The following is a 16912-nucleotide window of genomic DNA, read 5'->3' as shown; positions in this document are numbered from 1 at the left end:
GTCTCCCAGGACATGGCCGAAGCCGCCGGGCGCCAGCGCGAAGCCGTGGACATGGTGTCCACCGCGTTCCACGAAATGGTCGCCACTGCCAACGAAGTCGCGCGTTCCTGCAGCCAGGCCGCCGACTCGGCGGACAGTGGCCAGCGCCAGGCCCGGGAAGGCCAGCAGCAGATCGACGCCGCCGTGAACAGCGTCGATCAGCTGAGCCAGGAAATCGAACAATCGGCGCAGTCCATGCAGCAGTTGGAGCGCGACAGCAACGACATCCAGTCGATCCTCGGCACCATTCGCTCGATTGCCGAACAGACCAACCTGCTGGCACTGAACGCCGCCATCGAAGCCGCCCGTGCCGGTGAACAAGGCCGTGGGTTTGCCGTGGTCGCCGACGAAGTCCGTGCCCTGGCCAAACGCACGGCCGATTCCACCGCGGAAATCGACGGCCTGCTCGGTAACCTGGCCAAGCGCACCAGCGCCGTCACTCAGCAGATGCATGCCAGCCTGGAGGTGTCGCAGGAATCGGTGAGCCGCATCGGCCTGGCGCGCACCAGCTTCAGTCAGATCCGCGAGTCGGTGGACGTGATCCGCGACATGAACACCCAGATCGCCACCGCTGCCGAAGAGCAGCACCAGGTGGCCGAAGACATCAACCGCCATATCAGCCAGATCCATGGCGATGCGCAGTTGGTGGCGGAACTGGCGGATTCAGCGCGCTTGGACTCCCAGAGCCTGGCGGGGCTGTCCAATGAACTGGACGGCCTGGTGCGTCGCTTTAAAACCTGAGGGTTGCTGCACCGGCCAGCCGACGCCTACAAGCCCGATTTTTTCGGCTGTAGGCACCCGGCTTGCCGGTGAGCACTGACCGGACGCTGAGCCCTTCAGCGTTCGATGATGGCTGTCACGCCCTGCCCGCCCGCGGCACAGATCGAAATCAAACCACGCCCCTGCCCCGCCACGCTCAACAACTTGGCGAGGTTGGCCACGATGCGCCCGCCGGTGGCGGCAAACGGGTGTCCGGCGGCCAATGAACTGCCCTTGACGTTGAGACGGCTGCGGTCGATGGAGCCCAGCGGGCTCTCCAGCCCCAAACGCGTGCGGCAGTATTCCGGGTCCTCCCAGGCCTTGAGGGTGCACAGCACCTGGGCCGCGAACGCCTCATGAATTTCGTAGTAGTCAAAGTCCTGCAGGGTCAGCCCATTACGCGCCAGCAAACGCGGCACGGCGTACACCGGCGCCATCAACAGGCCCTCGGCACCGCTGACAAAATCCACTGCCGCCGCCTCGCCATCACGCAGGTAGGCAAGGATCGGCAAGCCGCGTTCCTGGGCCCAGGCTTCGCTGCCCAGCAGCACCAGGGAGGCGCCGTCGGTCAGCGGCGTGGAGTTGCCGGCGGTCAGGGTGCCGCGGTCGCTACGCTCGAACACCGGCTTGAGGCCGGCGAGTTTTTCCAGGCTCAGGTCCGGGCGCAGGTTGTTGTCCCGGGTCAGGCCGAGGAACGGCGTGAGCAGGTCGTTATGCCAGCCTTGGGCGTAGGAGTCGGCCAGTTTCTGATGGCTTTCCAGGGCCAACTGGTCTTGCTCGGCGCGGGGGATGTGCCAGGTCTGCGCCATCAACTCGCAATGCTCGCCCATGGACAAACCGGTACGCGGCTCACCGTTGCGCGGCAGTTCCGGCTTCAGATGACGCGGGCGCAACGCCAACAAAGCCTTGAGTTTGTCCGCGGTGCTCTTGGCGCGGTTGGCTTGCAAGAGGATCTGGCGCAACCCCTCGTTGACCCCGATCGGTGCATCGGATGTGGTGTCGACGCCCCCGGCGATGCCGCACTCGATCTGCCCCAGGGCAATCTTGTTGGCCACCAGCAGCACCGCTTCCAGGCCGGTGCCGCAGGCTTGCTGGATGTCATAGGCTGGGGTGGTGGGCGCCAGCCGCGAACCGAGGACGCATTCCCGGGTCAGGTTGAAATCCCGCGAGTGCTTGAGCACCGCCCCCGCAGCCACTTCACCCAGGCGCAACCCGTGCAGGTTGTAGCGTTCGATCAACCCCTCCAGGGCCGCGGTCAGCATCGCCTGGTTACTCGCGGTGGCATAGGGCCCGTTGGAACGGGCAAAGGGAATACGGTTACCGCCGATAATCGCAACGCGGCGCAGCTGAGTCATGAAAAGCTCCCTATGGTGAATGTGTGCGTGGTCATCGGTGCGCCACCCCACAAGCGTAGGTTGTCCCGCGCCGATCGAACGACTGAAGACCCTGCGTGGTCCACACTTTGAACCCCAGCCCTTGGAGAGCGTTCCATGTCCGACCGTTATATCGACTTCGCCAACTCATCCATCGGCCAACGCCTGGTCGGGGCCCTTGGCCTGCCGTCGCCGGAACGCCTGGAGCGCTGGCAAGCCGGGCGCCTGCGGCCCATCGAAGGGGCGCTGCTGCTCGGCGGCGGGCCGTTGGTACAGCACATCGGCGAACTGGCCAAACGCCTCACCGACGCGGTCTACAGCTACGGCAGCGAGCCAGGCCCGGCCACGCCCTGGATCCCCGGGCACGGACCGAAGCTAAAGGCCGTGGTGTTCGACGCCAGTGACCTGCGCCAGACCGCGCAGCTCAAACAGCTGCGGGAGTTCTTCCAGCCACTGCTGAAAAACCTCGACCACAGCGCACACCTGGTGATCCTCGGCCGCGCCCCGGAAACCCTCGACGACGACCCCATCGCCGCCAGCGTGCAGCGCGCCTTGGAGGGCTTCAGCCGCTCCCTGGCCAAAGAGCTGCGCCACGGCGGCACCCTACAACTGCTCTACGTTGGCGAAGGCGCCGAGGCCCAGCTCGAAGGGGCCTTGCGCTTCTTCCTCTCGCCCAAAAGCGCCTTTGTCTCCGGGCAGGTGATTCGTTTGCAGGCCTGCGCCACCCAGGTCCAGGACTGGAGCCGCCCCCTGGCCGGGCGCACCGCCCTGGTCACCGGCGCGGCGCGGGGCATCGGTGCCGCCATCGCCGAAACCCTGGCCCGTGACGGTGCCCAAGTGGTGCTGCTGGATGTGCCCCAGGCCAAGGCCGATCTCGACGCCCTCGCCGCGCGCCTAGGAGGCCGCAGCCTGGCCCTGGACATCTGCGCCAGCGACGCCGGCGAGCGCCTGGTGGAACAGTTGCCCGACGGCCTGGACATTCTGGTGCACAACGCCGGCATCACCCGGGACAAGACCTTGGCCAACATGACCCCGGAATTCTGGGACGCGGTGCTGGCGGTCAACCTCGAGGCGCCCCAGGTGCTGACCCAGGTCCTGCTCGACAGCGGCACCCTGCACGACCAGGCCCGAGTGATCCTGCTGGCGTCCATCAGTGGCATCGCCGGCAACCGCGGGCAGACCAACTACGCCGCGAGCAAGGCCGGGCTGATCGGCCTGGCCCAGGCCTGGGCGCCGTTGCTGCAGCAGCGCGGCATCAGCATCAACGCCGTGGCCCCGGGTTTTATCGAAACCCAGATGACCGCGCGCGTGCCCTTCGCCCTGCGCGAAGCCGGGCGCCGCATGAGTTCCCTGGGCCAGGGCGGTTTGCCCCAGGACGTGGCCGAAGCCGTGGCCTGGCTCGGCCAGCCGGGCAGCGGCGCCGTCACCGGGCAGGCCTTGCGGGTCTGCGGGCAAAGCGTACTGGGGGCATGAACATGAGCGTCCAATGGCACGAACTCGCCAGCCCGCCGCGTCTGGCCGGGCTTTACCTGAAAGCCCTCCGACGCCGCCGAATCAGCGGCACCCAGTTGCCCGAAGACGGCTTGCGCTGCTGGGTTCACGTACAGCCGGAGCACCTCGCGGCCTATCGCCAGGTCTGCGGATTCGTCGAAAACGGCCTGCTGCCCCCAACCTATCCCCAGGTGCTGGCCTTTGCCCTGCAGATGCAACTGCTCACCGCCGAGCACTTTCCCTTCCCCTTGCTGGGGTTGATTCACCTGAGCAACCGTATTCGCGTGCTGCGCCCCATGGGCGGGGTCGGCAGCCTGCGCATCAGCGTCCAGGTCGACAACCTGCAGCCCCATGCCAAAGGCGCGGTGTTCGACCTGATCACCAGCGTCGATGATCTGCTCGGCCCGCTCTGGGAAGCCCACAGCCGCATGCTCTGCCGCGGGGTCGAACTACCGGGCAGCCCGGTCGATGACACGGCTCCGGCCCTTGGCGCATTGAGCGAACTGAGCCATTGGCAGGCCCCCGCCGATATCGGCCGGCGTTATGCCCGCGTCTCGGGCGACTACAACCCCATCCACCTGAGTGCCCTCAGTGCCCGGCTGTTTGGTTTTCCCCAAGCCATCGCCCACGGTTTGTGGACCAAGGCCCGGACCCTGGCGGCGCTGCATGAACACCTGCCCGCGGCGAACATCGAGATCGCCGTGCAATTCCAGAAGCCCGTGCGCCTGCCCGGCGAGGTGACGCTGCTGGCCAGCACACCGGGGTCCAGCGGTGAGCTGCAAGTGGTCAACGGCGACCTGCAACACATGCAAGGCGGTTGGACCCCCATCGCTTGAGGGCATCCGTTGTCCGCCCCCCCTGAAAGGCCCATCGAACCATCCCTGGACAAGGGGTGGTTTTGCCTATTGCAAGGCAACTCAACGCCTGTAATGGGCACTGGGCCTGGGTAGTAAGTGCCCGTCAAACCAAGGCCACCCTCAAGTAAAACATGGTCAATTACGACTATATAACTTTAGTTTCTAGCAACTAATTAGCCAACTAACAAAATCGCAAGCCGTTGTTTTTCATAGATCACAAAGTTAAACAACAGGCCTGTTATCACCTTGGCATTAATCATTACGCCGCACTTAATACCGGATATATAAGTTGTTAATACCAAGTTGAGAATTGTTCGGAGATAGCCCCGGGAGCTTGATAGGCACAACGGACGAAGGCATCTCCAACAGTAGAAAGGGAGAGCCCTCGAAAACAACGAACGTTGTAACAGGTGCAAGGACTCTCTCATGAACACTCAAACTTGGTGGAAAGTAGGCACTGCATTAACCCTGGCCCTGAGCCTCGGCCTGACCGGCTGCAGCAGCGGCGGTGGCGGCCATAAGAGCACCCCGAGCAGCTCGAGTGCCGGCGGTGGTGGAGGCACCGATGGCGGCGGCGGTGGCGGTACAGGTGGCGGTGGCACTGCCTCCCCACTGGTCACCAGCACCGTGGCGTCAACCGTGGGCACCACCGTCAGTGGCGTCGGCACCAGTGTCAGCCAATTGGGCAGCTCCCTGGCCGCCGTGCCCGTGGTGGGCGGCGTGGTGGAAAGCGTGGCCGGCACCGCCGGCAATGTGGTCGACACCCTCGGCAATGGCGTGACCAACGGCCTGGGCAAACTGGGCACCGACCCCAAAGCCTTGAGCAAGACCACTGCCACCGTTGGCGCCGTCGTCGGCGATGTGGGCGACGGCGTATCGGACCTGAGCGGCAAACTGTCCACCGCCACCCAAAGCATTCCCCTGGTGGGTGGCGTGGTCACCAAAGTGGCACCGGTGCTCGATGGCGTCGGCGACAAAGTCACCATGCTCGGCAACACCCTGAGCACCGTCACCAGCAGCGGCCCCCTGGGCACCCTGACCGATGGCGTCGGCAACAACGTGCTGGTCCCAGTGGTGAGCCTGGCCGAAGGCCTGACCGGCAAGGTCGGCAGCGCCACCGGGCTCGGCGCTCCGGTCAAAGGCTTGCTCAATGGTGTGGCCCAGGCCGTGGATGGCGCGGGCGATAAAGTCACTGATGCCGGCAACGGCAACCCGGTCACTAACCTGCTGGGCGGCGTCCTCAGCAACGCCAGCGGCGCGGTCGGCCAAGCCGGCGGCTATGTCAGCAACACCGGCAGCGGCTCGGGTGGTTCGGGCGGCGGCCTGGGCGCCAACGGCCTGCTGGAAACCGTCGGTGGCGCCGTGGCCAACCTCAGCAATGGCCTGAATGCCGGCAACACCAACGGCACCGTGAGCGCCGTGGGCGTGACTGGCGGTGCGGTAGGCGGCCTGATCGCCTCGGTAGGCGGCGCACTGGGCGGCAGCGGCACCCCCAACCTGGTGGTTACCGCCCCCCTGGCCAGCGTCGGCGGCAACTTCGGTTCGGCCCTGAACCCGGTCACCAACGCCGTGAGCGGCCTGACCCAACAAGTGGGCGCAGCCACTGGCCTCGGTGGTCCGGTCAGCGGCCTGCTGGGTCAAGTGGGCGGCGCGGTCGGCAACGTCGGCACCACCCTCTCCGGCACCAGCAACAACCCAGTGGCCGGCGCCCTGGGGCAAACCGTCACCACCCTGGGCAGCACCGTGACCTCGGTCGGCGGCCTGGTCAACGGCGGCACCACCGGTGGTGGCAGCACCGGTGGCCTGGGCGGTCTGGGCGGCGTACTGGGTGGCCTGACCGGCGCCCTGGGCGGCAAAAAATAAATTGCACCTGGCCGATTCGACGGCCTTTCCTACAGCGCCTACGCTTGGTTGAGGCGAGAGATTCCGATGAGTCTCTCGTCTTTTTCTTTATCTGGAGCAAGGCAGTCCATCACTGCCAATCGGGGCACAGACCCCGGCCGGTGATCACGACTGATACGTTTCGCGGTGCTGCGGTTTGACCATGGAGTGTCCTATGCGCGCTTTGGCTTCCTTGTTGATATTTGGCTGCTGTTCCTACGCCCACGCTGACTCCCTCCCACGTTTTCTCAACAGCAACGACACCGTCCGCAACCTGCCCACCCCCAACCTGCCGGTGGACGCCTACCGCCCCGTGACACCCCAGTTGCAATTGCCGGAGCCGACGGCGCCTCAGGGTGCGGGCCTGATGATGGGCACCAAGGTGGCCGTGCACCGCCTGCAGATCGAAGGCGGCACCATTTACCCCCTTGAAGAGCTGGCGGCCATCTACCAGCCGCTGATCGGCCACGAGGCGACCCTCGGCCAGTTGATCGAAGCCACACGCAACATCACTCGGCGCTACCAGGACGACGGCTACCTGTTGTCCTACGCGTTTATGCCGCAACAGACTTTCGACCAGGGCCTGGTCCGGGTGGTGTTGGTGGAGGGCTACATCAAGGACTACCAACTGCAGGGCGACGTCGGTCCGATATCCGCCTACCTGGACAAACTGGTGACCAAGCTCAAGGCAGAGCGCCCCCTGACCCGCAAAACCTTCGAACGCTACACCACCTTGATGAGCCGCCTCCCCGGCGTGACCCTGCAAGCCCAGGTGCCGCCACCCGGCACCACTGACGGCGCAACCTACCTGCTGGCCCAGGCCAGCCGCAAACCCTTCACCAGCTCCCTGAGCACCACCAAGGACAACCGCAACGGCCTGCAGGCACTGCTGGGCGTGAGCAGCAATTCACAGACCTCCATGGGCGAACAGTTGAGCCTCAGCGGACTGTTCCCGCCGGGGAGCGACAAAGAGCATTACTACCGCCTGGACTACAGCCAGTTGCTGGGCACCGAAGGCACACAACTGAGCCTCTATGGCGCGCGCTATCGCAGTGACCCCGAGGCCAATGTGCTGCTCGACGGCGGCCTCGAATTGGCGCCCCACCGCGAGAACGACCGCTTCTCCATCGGCGTCAGCCACCCGTTCATTGCCTCGCCGAACGAGCTGCTCAGCGCCGGCGTGCGCCTCTACGGGGTCAATGACAAGACCCGCTACAAGGTGCTCAACACGGCTTTGAGCCTCGAGGAAGAAACCGACCTGCGCGCCCTGGCCCTGGAAGCCGACTGGAGCAAATCCGGCACGCGGCAACTGCGCATCCTCAGTGCCGGTGTCTATCAAGGCATCAATGGCATGGGCGCCAACACCAACAACGCCCTCTACGACCTGAACTTCTTCCGCCTGCGCCTGGCGGGGGTGCAAAGCGACCGCTTCTTCGACAACTGGCAGGGGGTGCTGTCCGGCGCGCTTTACTGGAGCGACGACAACCTGCCCGACAGCGAACGCGCCACCTTTGGCGGGCAGAACTTCGCCCGCGGTTACCCCGACGACCAAGCGTCCGGCGATAAGGGCTGGGGCGTGGCCTACGAGGTCAACTACAGCTTCAACCGAGCAGGCAACTGGGTCCGGGTGTTGCAACCCTACGTGGTACTGGACCGCTCGAAAACCTGGTTCAACCAGCTGCCGATCAAGGGCAGTAACCTGTCATCGGCCGCCGTGGGCCTGCGCTTTGGCGATGCCAAGTACTACAACATCGCCCTTGAGGCCGCCAAGCCGATGTCCGACGAAGCCCTGGACTCTTTCAACCGGCGCCCGCGCTACACCTTGAGTTTCAGTTACCAACTTTGAGCCCCTCATGAAAACCGCCCTCGGGCGGTTTTTTATGGGGCGATGCACGGCACTCGGCGGGACCCGGCGTCGATAAAAACCACCCGTTCAACCGCCGCTGCCCCGTTCCTCGCCAACAAAAACGCCCCGCGGTCAGCGAGGCGTCGTGGGTCCATCCAGGTGAAACCGTTGAGAGACGCGAGCGCCTTCAAGGGCTGACGATGTGCAGCCTCGGCTGGGGAAACAGGTTGTTGAGGGTTTCCAGCAAGCGCAGGTGATAGATGGGCTTGCGAAACAGATCCAGGACCTGCAGGCGCAACAAGTCACTGACATCATCCATGTCGGCGTGCCCGGAGGTCACGATGACCGGAAGGTGTTGGCGCGAGGTGTGTTCACGCAGGCGTTTGATCAACGACAAACCACTTTCCTCCGGCATGCGCAGGTCGGTAATGACCAAGGCAATGTCCGGGTGGCGGGTGAGCAATTCCAGGGCCTGCTTCACCGAGGTGGCGGTGAAACAGCAAAAGTCTTCGCCTTCGAGCAACTCGGCGAGTTCCATCAGGGCGTCCTCTTCATCGTCCACGAGAAGAAGTTGCTGGCGTGGAGATGAAGAGGTGCTCATGTGGAATACCTGAGTGGCCATACAGCGAGGTTCAGAGACGACAGTTCAAACAGATTCAAGGCGTTGGCCGAACCACGGCGGTGCCATTCAGGCTGGTCAGGATATTGTTGAAGATGGCCAGTACCCGATCTCCCATCGGTGTGACAAAGGCCACGACGACCACGGCGACCATAGCCACCACAATCGCATATTCGATTGCCGAAGCACCTTCGGTACGGTTGAAGAACAGGCGGGTTTTAAGCAGCAGGTATTGAAGAATCATTGCACTTCTCCTTGCGGCAACAATGCCGATGTAACGCCACCGCGACATGATTCCTCGGTGCCACCAGAGCATTGACAACAAACAGGGCTCCTTCAACTGTAAGAAACGATTAATGATTAAGTATTAGTTGGAATGTTGGCGTCAAAAAAACCCATTGCAGACGCATCTATATGACTTTCGTTGGTTATTTTTCCAGGAGTAATGGCGTTTTGTCCTAGCTGGACTACCTTCCAATAGCGAAATAGTTGAATGTTCAGCGCTGCCTGTTTGAGAAAACAACTCGTTTGGAAGTGTGGGCTTTTGCAGTGCCGCGGGAAAGGGAGAGCCTTCATGAACAGTCGCATTACCATGGGTTTGGCCGGCTTACTGCTCATCGGCGCAGTGTTCTTTGGTTACTGGGGCTTGGTGTTGAGTCGCCAACCGGCAGAACCGGCGCCCGCACCCGCACCCGTCGTCACCACAGTGATTGCCGAAACCACCGCCAGCGCCCAAGACCAGACCCGCCAATCGGTGGTGGTACTGACCCGTGACGTGCCGCCCTTCGTCGCCCTCAGCGCCGCCGACCTGACCCTGGAAAAACTCCTTACCGCGCCAGCCGGCAGCCTGAACAGCATTGACCAGGCCGTTGGCCGCACCCCGTGGCGACACCTGAGCGCCGGCACCTGGTTGAGTGACGAGAGCTTTGAATCCGGCGGCGCCCTGGCACGCATGATTCACCCGGACGAGCGGGCACTGGCGGTGGCCGTGGACGAAGTGATCGGCGCTGCCGGGCAGCTGAGCCCCGGGGATTACGTCGATGTCCTGCTGTTCCTGCGCCAGGAAGCCGCCAACCCACAGCAATCAGCACAGATCGCCGTACCCGCCATGCGCGTGCTGGCGGTGGGCGAGCAACTGGGCCTGACCAATGACGGCAAACCGGCATCCCCGGCCCTCAGCACCGATGAAAAACTCAAGCAGGACCAACGCCGGATCAGCGCGCGCACCGTGGTCCTGGCAGTGCCCGAACAACTGTTGAGCCGGATGATGCTCGCCACCCAGGTCGGCACCCTGCGCCTGGCCGTGCGCAGCAGCGAAGAACAACGCCTGGCCCGTTACTGGGCCGGGGATCAAGACGCCCCTCTGCACCTGGACGCCGCGAACAGCCAGTTGTTCCAGTTCACCCAGCTGGCCCTCGGCAGCGCCCCCAGAAGCCCGGCCACGCCAGGCACCGGATCACGAGCCGCGATCGAAGTCATACGGGGCAACCAAGTCACCCAACAAACTCCCTGATTGAGCAAGGATGCCTCTACATGCGCAGTCGTTCCGTGCCGCTGTTCAATGCCCTGCTGATGCTGCTGTGCGCCCCATTGCCTGTGAGCCTGGCACTTGCGGCACCTGCAGCGGGCTGCTCGGGCCTGGGTCCATTGCCGGCCGTGATGGAGGTCGGCGAAGGCCTGCAACAAGAACTGCAATCCCCGGTGGCCATCACCCGCCTGGCAGTGGGCGACCCGAAGATTGCCGACGTCCACCCCAATGGCAACAAAGCCTTTCTGCTCACGGGCATGGCGCCGGGCGCCACCAGCCTGATGGTCTGGACCGCCTGCTCCAGCAGCCCGCGGCAAAGCATGGTGTTCGTCCAGGGCAAGGCCACGGCGGCCCTGACCGCCGCCGCACGGCCCGCGTCCCAGGACCTGAGCCTGCCCAGCCAGGTGCAGACCGACATTCGTTTCGTCGAGGTCAGCCGCACCAAACTCAAGGAAGCCAGCACCTCGATTTTCGGCCGTGGCCACAACTTCCTGTTCGGCTCCCCGGGCACCGCCCCCGCCACCGGCGGCACTGCGCCGACCTTCGGCGGGCTACGAACCAACATCCCCCTGGAGAACACCGGCTTCAACCTGGGTTTTGGCAACGGCCGGGTGCTGACACTGATCAACGCCCTGGAAGGCAGCGGCTTCGCCTACACCCTGGCGCGCCCCAGCTTGGTCACCCTCAGCGGGCAGAGCGCAAGCTTCCTGGCCGGCGGTGAAATTCCCATCCCGGTGCCCAGCGCCGGCAGCGACAGCGTCACCATCGAATACAAGGAGTTCGGTATCCGCCTGACCCTGACCCCGACCATCATCGACCGCAACCGCATCACCCTGAAGGTGGCGCCGGAAGTCAGCGAGCTGGACTACAGCAACGGCGTGAACATCGCCGGGAGCGTGGTCCCGGCCCTGACCGTGCGCCGCACCGACACCAGCATCGCCCTGGCCGATGGTGAAAGCTTCGTCATCAGCGGCTTGATCAGCACCCGCAACGGCTCCCAGGTCAACAAGTTTCCCGGGCTGGGCGACATTCCGGTGATTGGCGCGTTCTTTCGCGACTCGACCATCAACCGCGAAGAACGGGAACTGCTGATGGTGGTGACACCGCATCTGGTTCAGCCCCTGGCCGCCGACGCCCAATTACCGTCGCTGCCGGGTGAGCGGCTGCGCAACTACGACCCGAATTTCTATCGCATGTTCTTCCTTGAAAACGGCAACTTCGACAAACGCAGTGGGCTATCGCAATGAGCCAGAGCCTGAGCCAGACCTTCCTGGCCATCACCCGCAACAACACGGACCTTGAGTGGTTGCAGGGCGCCCTTGCGCCGCTGGGCCAGGTGGTCGGTGCCGGGGGCAGCCTCGATGAACTGCTGGCGCTGGTGGACGTGACCTTCGCCAACCTGGTGTTCATCGGCCTGGACCGGGAAAACGTGGTGGCCCAGGCGGCCCTGATCGAAGGAGTGCTGGAGGCCAAGCCAATGCTGGCCATCGTCGCCCTGGGTGACGGCATGGACAACCAACTGGTGCTCAACGCCATGCGTGCCGGGGCCCGGGATTTCGTCGCCTATGGTTCGCGCTCCAGTGAAGTCGCCGGCCTGGTACGCCGCTTGAGCAAGCGCCTGCCGCCCGTGGCGCCCAACACCCAACTGGGTGGCCTGACCGTGCTTTACGGCACCCAGGGCGACGGCGACGGCGCGCTGCTGGCCAGCCATTTGGCGCTGGTGGTGCAAAAGAGCGGGCAACAAACCCTGCTCCTCGACCTGGGCCTGCCCCGGGGCGACAGCTTGGCGCTGCTGGGGCTGGAAAGCTCGTTCCACTTCGGCGATGCCCTGCGCCACCTGCGCCGCCTGGACTCGACCCTGATCGACAGCGCCTTCACCAGCGCCGAGGCCGGGCTGCGTATCCTCGCCTACGCCAACAATGACGATGCCCTGGAGCACACCAGCGCCGCCGAGCTGTACATGTTGCTCAGCGCCTTGCGCCAGCACTTCCAGCACATCGTGGTGAACCTCGCCGGGCAACCGGACAGCGAAGCCCTGCGCACCTTCGTCAGCCATTGCGACAAGTTGCTGTGGCGCACCGACCAGAGCGTGCTCGATTGCCGGCGCAACCTGGCGGTGCTCAACCTGTGGCGGGAAAAAGGCATGAAGCTGGACCACGCCCGCCTACTGGTGGACCACTACCTGCGCAATGTCGCGCCCGACGCCGAAACCCTGGGCAAGACCTTTGGCCTGGAGGTGATCGCCATCCTGGCCTTCAGCCCGGAACTGCGCCTGAACGCCAAGAACCAGGGCATCAGCCTGTTCGAACTGGCCCCCCGCGAGGCCCTGAGCCAGAGCCTGCGAACCTTGGGTGAACGCCTGGCCAAACGCTCCGAAGGCCTGCCCAAACCCAAGGCCGGCTGGCTCGACCTGTTCAGGGGAAGCAAATGACCAGCGAAAAACTCTTTGGCGCTGCGCCCCGTGGCCCGACGGGCAACACCGACCACGAAGGCCTGAAACTGGTGCTGCACCGCTACATCATCGACGCCATCGAAGAGTCGGGGAAAAACCTGCTGGAGAGTTCGCGGCAGAACCTGTCGCAGTTCGTCACCGACAAGGTCGCGGAATACATCGCCCGCATGCACCTGGCAATTTCCCGCTATGAGATGGAGCGCCTGGCCGAGGAAATCGTCGACGAGCTCACCGGCTTCGGCCCCCTGGAAGTGCTGCTGCGCGACCCGGCGGTGACCGAGATTCTGGTCAACGGCCCGCACCGGGTGTTTGTCGAACGCGAAGGCGTGTTGCACCAGAGCGACCTGCGGTTTATCGACGCCCATCACGTGGAGCGGGTGATCCAGCGGATTCTCGCGCCGCTGGGCCGGCGTCTGGACGAATCCTCACCGATGGTCGATGCGCGCCTGCCAGATGGCAGCCGGGTCAACGCAATCATCCCGCCGGTGGCCCTGGACGGGCCGTGCCTGTCGATTCGTAAATTTCGCAAGGACATGCTCAAGAGCAGCGACCTGATGGCCATGCAAACCATCGACCTGCAGATCTTCGAATTCATTCAGGAAGCCGTGGGCAAGCGCTGCAACATCCTGATCAGCGGCGGCACCGGCACCGGCAAGACCACCTTGCTGAACATTCTCAGCCAACTGATCAACCCCCATGAACGCCTGGTGACCATCGAGGATGTGGCCGAACTGCAATTGGGCCACCCCCACGTGGTGCGCCTGGAAACACGGCCACCCAATGCCGAGGGCCACGGCGAGGTCAAGGCCAGCGACCTGATCCGCAACGCCCTGCGGATGCGCCCGGACCGGATCATCCTCGGCGAGATCCGCGGCGTGGAAGTGCTCGACGTGTTGACCGCCATGAACACTGGCCACGATGGCTCCATGAGCACGGTGCACGCCAACAACGCCCAGGACGCCCTGCTGCGCCTGGAAACCCTGGTGGGCCTGACCGGGCGCCAAGTGGCCGAGCGCACCCTGCGGCAAATGATCTGCGCCGCGCTGGATGTGGTGATCCAACTGACCCGCATGCCCGACGGCCGCCGCTGCGTCAGCGAAGTGGTGGAAGTGGTCGGGGTGCGCGACGACGTCTATGTCACCAACACCCTGTTCCGCCTCGATCGCCGCACCGGCTTCGGCTTTGTGCGAGAGGCGATCAACCCGGCCGGCGACAAGCTGCGCCGCGACAGCGGCCTGGCCCACAACTGACACTGCGAGGTCCGCCATGCTCGCTCCTGTGCTGCTGGCCCTGATGTGCCTGATCCTGCTCGGGCTTTCGTTTTGGCTGTTCTACAACGGCCTGCGCAAGACCAATACCGAGCGGGTGCTTAGCCGCCTGGCCGAAGGGCAGCCGGACCTGGCCCCGCAAAAAACCTCCTGGAACGGCCTGGAACGCGCTTTCCTAAGGGCCGGGCTGGGCCAGCCCACGGAGCGCCTGGGGCTGTGGCTGGCCCTTTGGGCCCTGCTGATGCTCCTGGGTTTCGCCCTGGCCAGTTGGCCCGGCCTGCTCGGCTGTCTGCTGCTGCCGCCCCTGGTGCTGCGGCTGTATGTGGCCTGGCTGTATCAGCGCCGGCTCAAGCGCATGATCGAGCAACTGCCACAGTTGCTCGACCACAGCGTGCGCAGCCTCAAGTCCGGCCGGACCCTGGCTGACGCCGTCCTGGGCGGCATCGAGGCCAGCAGTGATCCGCTGAAACAAGCCATGGGCCGGATCCAGCGCAACGTGCAACTGGGGGTCAACCTGCCCGATGCCGTGCAGGACTTCGCCGAACTCTACGAGCAGGACGAACTGCGCATGTTCGCCCTGGGGCTGAAGGTCAACCATCGCTATGGCGGCAATGCCAGCGAGTTGCTGGAGAACCTGATCAAGCTGATTCGCGAACGGGAACAGGGGGCCCGGCAGTTGAGCGCCATGACCGGGGAAACCCGCATGACCGCCTGGGTCCTGGGCAGCCTGCCGCTGCTGCTGGTGGCCTACTTCATGCTCACCAACCCAGGCTACATGCTGGGCATGTGGCGCGATCCCAGTGGCCAGACCATGCTGATCATCGCGGTACTCCTGCAGATTTTCGGTTGCCTGGCGCTGTGGCGCATGTTGCGGAGCGTCTGAGATGTTTATCGTGGCCAGTGTCTTGCTGTTCCTCGGGGCGCTGTTGCTGATTGGCGGCAACCTGGTGGAGCAGCGCCAGCGCAGACGCCAGATCACCCAGCGCCTGCAGGGCCACATGACCCGCGACAACCGCCTGGGCAGTTGGCTGCGGGCGCTAGGGGAAAGCCGCTTTGGCCAGCGCTCGGTGAGCATCGACAGCGAAACCCTGACCTTGCTCAATCGCCTCGGCTGGCGCCGGGCCCAGCAACGCTCGTTGTTCGCCGCGCTGCAGATCGGCACACCGGTGGTGCTGATCGGCGTGGTGCTGTTTGTCCAGAGCGTGGCCTTCCCCCACGCCGAAAACCGCTGGCTCGCCCCCCTGCTGGCGGCCGGCGTCGGTTACCTGCTGCCCAAGCGGGCCCTGGCGTATGGCGCCCAACGTCGACAAAACGCGATTGCCCTGGAGATCTCCACCTTCATCCCCCTGCTGCGCATCCTCTTCGAGTCGGGCATGGCGGTGGAACAGGCGCTGCGGGTGCTCGCCAGCGAGGCGCAGAAACTCTTGCCGCAACTGACCCTGGAACTGCGCCTGATCCTGACTCGGGTGGACTCCGGGCTGGAGCTGGGCCAGGAACTGAACAACACCGCGCAACTGCTGGCCGTGGACGAGTTCACCGACACCTGCGTGATTCTCCAGCAACTGATTCAACAGGGCGGGGGCGCAATGAAGTCGCTGCAGACGCTCAAGCAACTGCTCGACGACCGGCGCCTGACCCGCCTGCAGGAATACATTTCGAAAATGTCGGCCAAGATGTCGGTGGTGATGATGCTGTTTCTCTTTCCCGCCTTGCTGATCGTATTGGCCGGCCCGGGCTTCACCGCCATCGCCCGGGCCTTCGCTTATTAGAGGGACGCTAATGAAAGCCATGATTGCCGCTGCAAGCCTGATGTTGCTCGCCGGATGCGCCAACAACGGCCAGATGCCCTGGTCGGCCTTGAGCTCGTCCAGCAGTTGCACCCCGCTGGGGGCCGAGCAAGAACTGTCGATGAGCCTGGCCGACGACCTGGCCAACCAGGGCAAACTGCACGCCAGCCTGGCCAACCTGGAAAGCCTGCCGGACAACCTCAGCGAGGTGCGCCTGCGCAAGGCCCGGGTCTATCGCCTGCTGGGGCGCAGCGAAGCCGAACCCCTGTACCGCAGCCTGCTGGGCTCGTGCCTGGCGGCCGAAGGCGAGCACGGCCTGGGGCAACTGGCTGCCGCCCGTGGCGACAACGGCCAGGCCCAGGCCCACCTGCAGCGCGCCGCAAGCCTGGCGCCCACCGACGAAAAGGTCCGCAACGACCTGGGCGTGGTCTACCTCAACCAACTGCGCCTCGACGACGCCCGCTTCCAGTTCCTCACCGCCATCGAGCTCAAACAGGGCGACACGCTGCCGGCACTCAACCTGGTGACCCTGCTGCTGTATCAGGACAACTGGGAACAGGCCGCCGCCGTGGTCAGCAGTGCCGGCCTGAGCCCCGAACAATTCAGCCAGGCCCAGGCCCGAGCCCAAGCCCTCAAGGGCTCGCTGAAAAGCGCCCAGGTCGCGGCAGTGGCCGACGCCCCATCCTCCGGCATCAAGTAAGCGAAGAAGAGGTGATGATGAAACTCCCGATCCTCTGCTGTGCAGCCCTGCTGGCCGCCCCCTGGGCCGTAGACGCTATCGAGCCTGGGCCGTCTTCGGCCCAGCAACAGGAAACCGAAAACTGGCTGCAACTGCAGCGACGCAACCTCGCCGCCTCGCCCACGCCACAGACCGCCACGCCCGTCGAACGCGAGCTGGCGCTGCAACGCTGGCTGAAAAAATACCAATACGAGATTCCGGACCTGTATGACCCGGATGCTGCCGGCAAGGTGGAAATCAAACGTTAGGGCACGGCGGCAGGCCAACGCGGCC

Annotated in this window: 16 protein-coding genes; 13 read left to right on the top strand and 3 right to left on the bottom strand. The window is 64.5% G+C overall.

Going from position 1 to position 16912, the window contains the following annotated elements; all coding sequences use genetic code 11:
* Positions 1–12: 12 nt before the first annotated feature.
* On the top strand, positions 13–780 hold the full coding sequence (locus M1B35_RS32340; RefSeq protein ID WP_425273437.1) for a methyl-accepting chemotaxis protein: 768 nt from the start codon (positions 13–15) through the stop codon (positions 778–780).
* A 95-nt stretch (positions 781–875) separates the two neighbouring features.
* On the opposite strand, the gene M1B35_RS21615 is transcribed toward M1B35_RS32340, so the two are convergent.
* On the bottom strand, positions 876–2153 hold the full coding sequence (locus tag M1B35_RS21615) for an acetyl-CoA C-acetyltransferase (protein ID WP_268263014.1): 1278 nt from the start codon (positions 2151–2153) through the stop codon (positions 876–878).
* Positions 2154–2288: 135 nt separating this feature from the next.
* Between M1B35_RS21615 and M1B35_RS21610 the strand changes: the two genes are divergently transcribed.
* From M1B35_RS21610 to M1B35_RS21595, 4 genes are all read left to right on the top strand, one after another.
* Positions 2289–3644, top strand: a complete 1356-nt coding sequence (locus M1B35_RS21610) for a 3-oxoacyl-ACP reductase (protein WP_268263013.1) — start codon at positions 2289–2291, stop codon at positions 3642–3644.
* 2 nt (positions 3645–3646) lie between these two features.
* A complete protein-coding gene (locus M1B35_RS21605; protein WP_268263012.1) occupies positions 3647–4498 on the top strand; it encodes a MaoC family dehydratase in 852 nt (283 codons plus the stop codon).
* A 447-nt stretch (positions 4499–4945) separates the two neighbouring features.
* On the top strand, positions 4946–6382 hold the full coding sequence (locus tag M1B35_RS21600) for a collagen-like triple helix repeat-containing protein (RefSeq protein WP_268263011.1): 1437 nt from the start codon (positions 4946–4948) through the stop codon (positions 6380–6382).
* 193 nt (positions 6383–6575) lie between these two features.
* Positions 6576–8246 carry a ShlB/FhaC/HecB family hemolysin secretion/activation protein gene (locus M1B35_RS21595; RefSeq protein WP_123329803.1) on the top strand — a complete coding sequence of 557 codons (1671 nt, stop codon included), beginning with the start codon at positions 6576–6578 and terminating at the stop codon, positions 8244–8246.
* Between the two features lie 187 nt (positions 8247–8433).
* On the opposite strand, the gene M1B35_RS21590 is transcribed toward M1B35_RS21595, so the two are convergent.
* Both M1B35_RS21590 and M1B35_RS21585 read right to left on the bottom strand, forming a co-directional pair.
* The gene (locus M1B35_RS21590; protein ID WP_123329915.1) at positions 8434–8847 is read right to left on the bottom strand and encodes a response regulator; all 414 of its coding nucleotides are present in this window, start codon (positions 8845–8847) and stop codon (positions 8434–8436) included.
* 55 nt (positions 8848–8902) lie between these two features.
* Positions 8903–9109: a Flp family type IVb pilin gene (locus M1B35_RS21585; protein ID WP_123329801.1), complete on the bottom strand. Its 207-nt coding sequence runs from the start codon at positions 9107–9109 to the stop codon at positions 8903–8905.
* A gap of 330 nt (positions 9110–9439) precedes the next feature.
* Between M1B35_RS21585 and cpaB the strand changes: the two genes are divergently transcribed.
* From cpaB to M1B35_RS21545, 8 genes are read left to right on the top strand one after another with little or no spacing between them, the layout of a single operon-like run.
* Positions 9440–10378, top strand: a complete 939-nt coding sequence (cpaB, locus tag M1B35_RS21580) for a Flp pilus assembly protein CpaB (protein ID WP_123329800.1) — start codon at positions 9440–9442, stop codon at positions 10376–10378.
* A gap of 20 nt (positions 10379–10398) precedes the next feature.
* A complete protein-coding gene (locus tag M1B35_RS21575) occupies positions 10399–11640 on the top strand; it encodes a type II and III secretion system protein family protein (protein WP_123329798.1) in 1242 nt (413 codons plus the stop codon).
* The gene (locus M1B35_RS21570; RefSeq protein ID WP_268263010.1) at positions 11637–12824 is read left to right on the top strand and encodes a CpaE/TadZ family protein; all 1188 of its coding nucleotides are present in this window, start codon (positions 11637–11639) and stop codon (positions 12822–12824) included. The genes M1B35_RS21575 and M1B35_RS21570 overlap by 4 nt, the downstream gene beginning before the upstream one ends.
* On the top strand, positions 12821–14095 hold the full coding sequence (locus M1B35_RS21565) for a TadA family conjugal transfer-associated ATPase (RefSeq protein ID WP_123329794.1): 1275 nt from the start codon (positions 12821–12823) through the stop codon (positions 14093–14095). The genes M1B35_RS21570 and M1B35_RS21565 overlap by 4 nt, the downstream gene beginning before the upstream one ends.
* A 16-nt stretch (positions 14096–14111) precedes the next feature.
* On the top strand, positions 14112–14996 hold the full coding sequence (locus M1B35_RS21560) for a type II secretion system F family protein (RefSeq protein ID WP_268263009.1): 885 nt from the start codon (positions 14112–14114) through the stop codon (positions 14994–14996).
* Position 14997: 1 nt separating this feature from the next.
* Positions 14998–15882: a type II secretion system F family protein gene (locus M1B35_RS21555; RefSeq protein ID WP_268263008.1), complete on the top strand. Its 885-nt coding sequence runs from the start codon at positions 14998–15000 to the stop codon at positions 15880–15882.
* A 10-nt stretch (positions 15883–15892) separates the two neighbouring features.
* Positions 15893–16600 (top strand): tetratricopeptide repeat protein, encoded by a 708-nt coding sequence (locus tag M1B35_RS21550; RefSeq protein ID WP_268263007.1) that lies wholly within the window; start codon positions 15893–15895, stop codon positions 16598–16600.
* Positions 16601–16614: 14 nt separating this feature from the next.
* A complete protein-coding gene (locus M1B35_RS21545; protein ID WP_268263006.1) occupies positions 16615–16887 on the top strand; it encodes a DUF3613 domain-containing protein in 273 nt (90 codons plus the stop codon).
* The last annotated feature ends 25 nt before the right edge of the window (positions 16888–16912 follow it).

Origin of the sequence: Pseudomonas morbosilactucae (assembly GCF_023241665.1) — a bacterium.
Lineage (GTDB): Bacteria > Pseudomonadota > Gammaproteobacteria > Pseudomonadales > Pseudomonadaceae > Aquipseudomonas > Aquipseudomonas morbosilactucae.
Note: the sequence above shows the minus strand (reverse complement) of the source record. Positions and strands in the feature narration are given on the sequence as shown.

Excerpts from the sequence above, each read along its gene's own strand:
- M1B35_RS32340 (WP_425273437.1), top strand. The coding sequence starts at position 13 with ATGGCCGAAGCCGCCGGGCGCCAGCGCGAAGCCGTGGACATGGTGTCC.
- M1B35_RS21615 (WP_268263014.1), bottom strand. The coding sequence starts at position 2,153 with ATGACTCAGCTGCGCCGCGTTGCGATTATCGGCGGTAACCGTATTCCC.
- M1B35_RS21610 (WP_268263013.1), top strand. The coding sequence starts at position 2,289 with ATGTCCGACCGTTATATCGACTTCGCCAACTCATCCATCGGCCAACGC.
- M1B35_RS21605 (WP_268263012.1), top strand. The coding sequence starts at position 3,647 with ATGAGCGTCCAATGGCACGAACTCGCCAGCCCGCCGCGTCTGGCCGGG.
- M1B35_RS21600 (WP_268263011.1), top strand. The coding sequence starts at position 4,946 with ATGAACACTCAAACTTGGTGGAAAGTAGGCACTGCATTAACCCTGGCC.
- M1B35_RS21595 (WP_123329803.1), top strand. The coding sequence starts at position 6,576 with ATGCGCGCTTTGGCTTCCTTGTTGATATTTGGCTGCTGTTCCTACGCC.
- M1B35_RS21590 (WP_123329915.1), bottom strand. The coding sequence starts at position 8,847 with ATGAGCACCTCTTCATCTCCACGCCAGCAACTTCTTCTCGTGGACGAT.
- M1B35_RS21585 (WP_123329801.1), bottom strand. The coding sequence starts at position 9,109 with ATGATTCTTCAATACCTGCTGCTTAAAACCCGCCTGTTCTTCAACCGT.
- cpaB (WP_123329800.1), top strand. The coding sequence starts at position 9,440 with ATGAACAGTCGCATTACCATGGGTTTGGCCGGCTTACTGCTCATCGGC.
- M1B35_RS21575 (WP_123329798.1), top strand. The coding sequence starts at position 10,399 with ATGCGCAGTCGTTCCGTGCCGCTGTTCAATGCCCTGCTGATGCTGCTG.
- M1B35_RS21570 (WP_268263010.1), top strand. The coding sequence starts at position 11,637 with ATGAGCCAGAGCCTGAGCCAGACCTTCCTGGCCATCACCCGCAACAAC.
- M1B35_RS21565 (WP_123329794.1), top strand. The coding sequence starts at position 12,821 with ATGACCAGCGAAAAACTCTTTGGCGCTGCGCCCCGTGGCCCGACGGGC.
- M1B35_RS21560 (WP_268263009.1), top strand. The coding sequence starts at position 14,112 with ATGCTCGCTCCTGTGCTGCTGGCCCTGATGTGCCTGATCCTGCTCGGG.
- M1B35_RS21555 (WP_268263008.1), top strand. The coding sequence starts at position 14,998 with ATGTTTATCGTGGCCAGTGTCTTGCTGTTCCTCGGGGCGCTGTTGCTG.
- M1B35_RS21550 (WP_268263007.1), top strand. The coding sequence starts at position 15,893 with ATGAAAGCCATGATTGCCGCTGCAAGCCTGATGTTGCTCGCCGGATGC.
- M1B35_RS21545 (WP_268263006.1), top strand. The coding sequence starts at position 16,615 with ATGATGAAACTCCCGATCCTCTGCTGTGCAGCCCTGCTGGCCGCCCCC.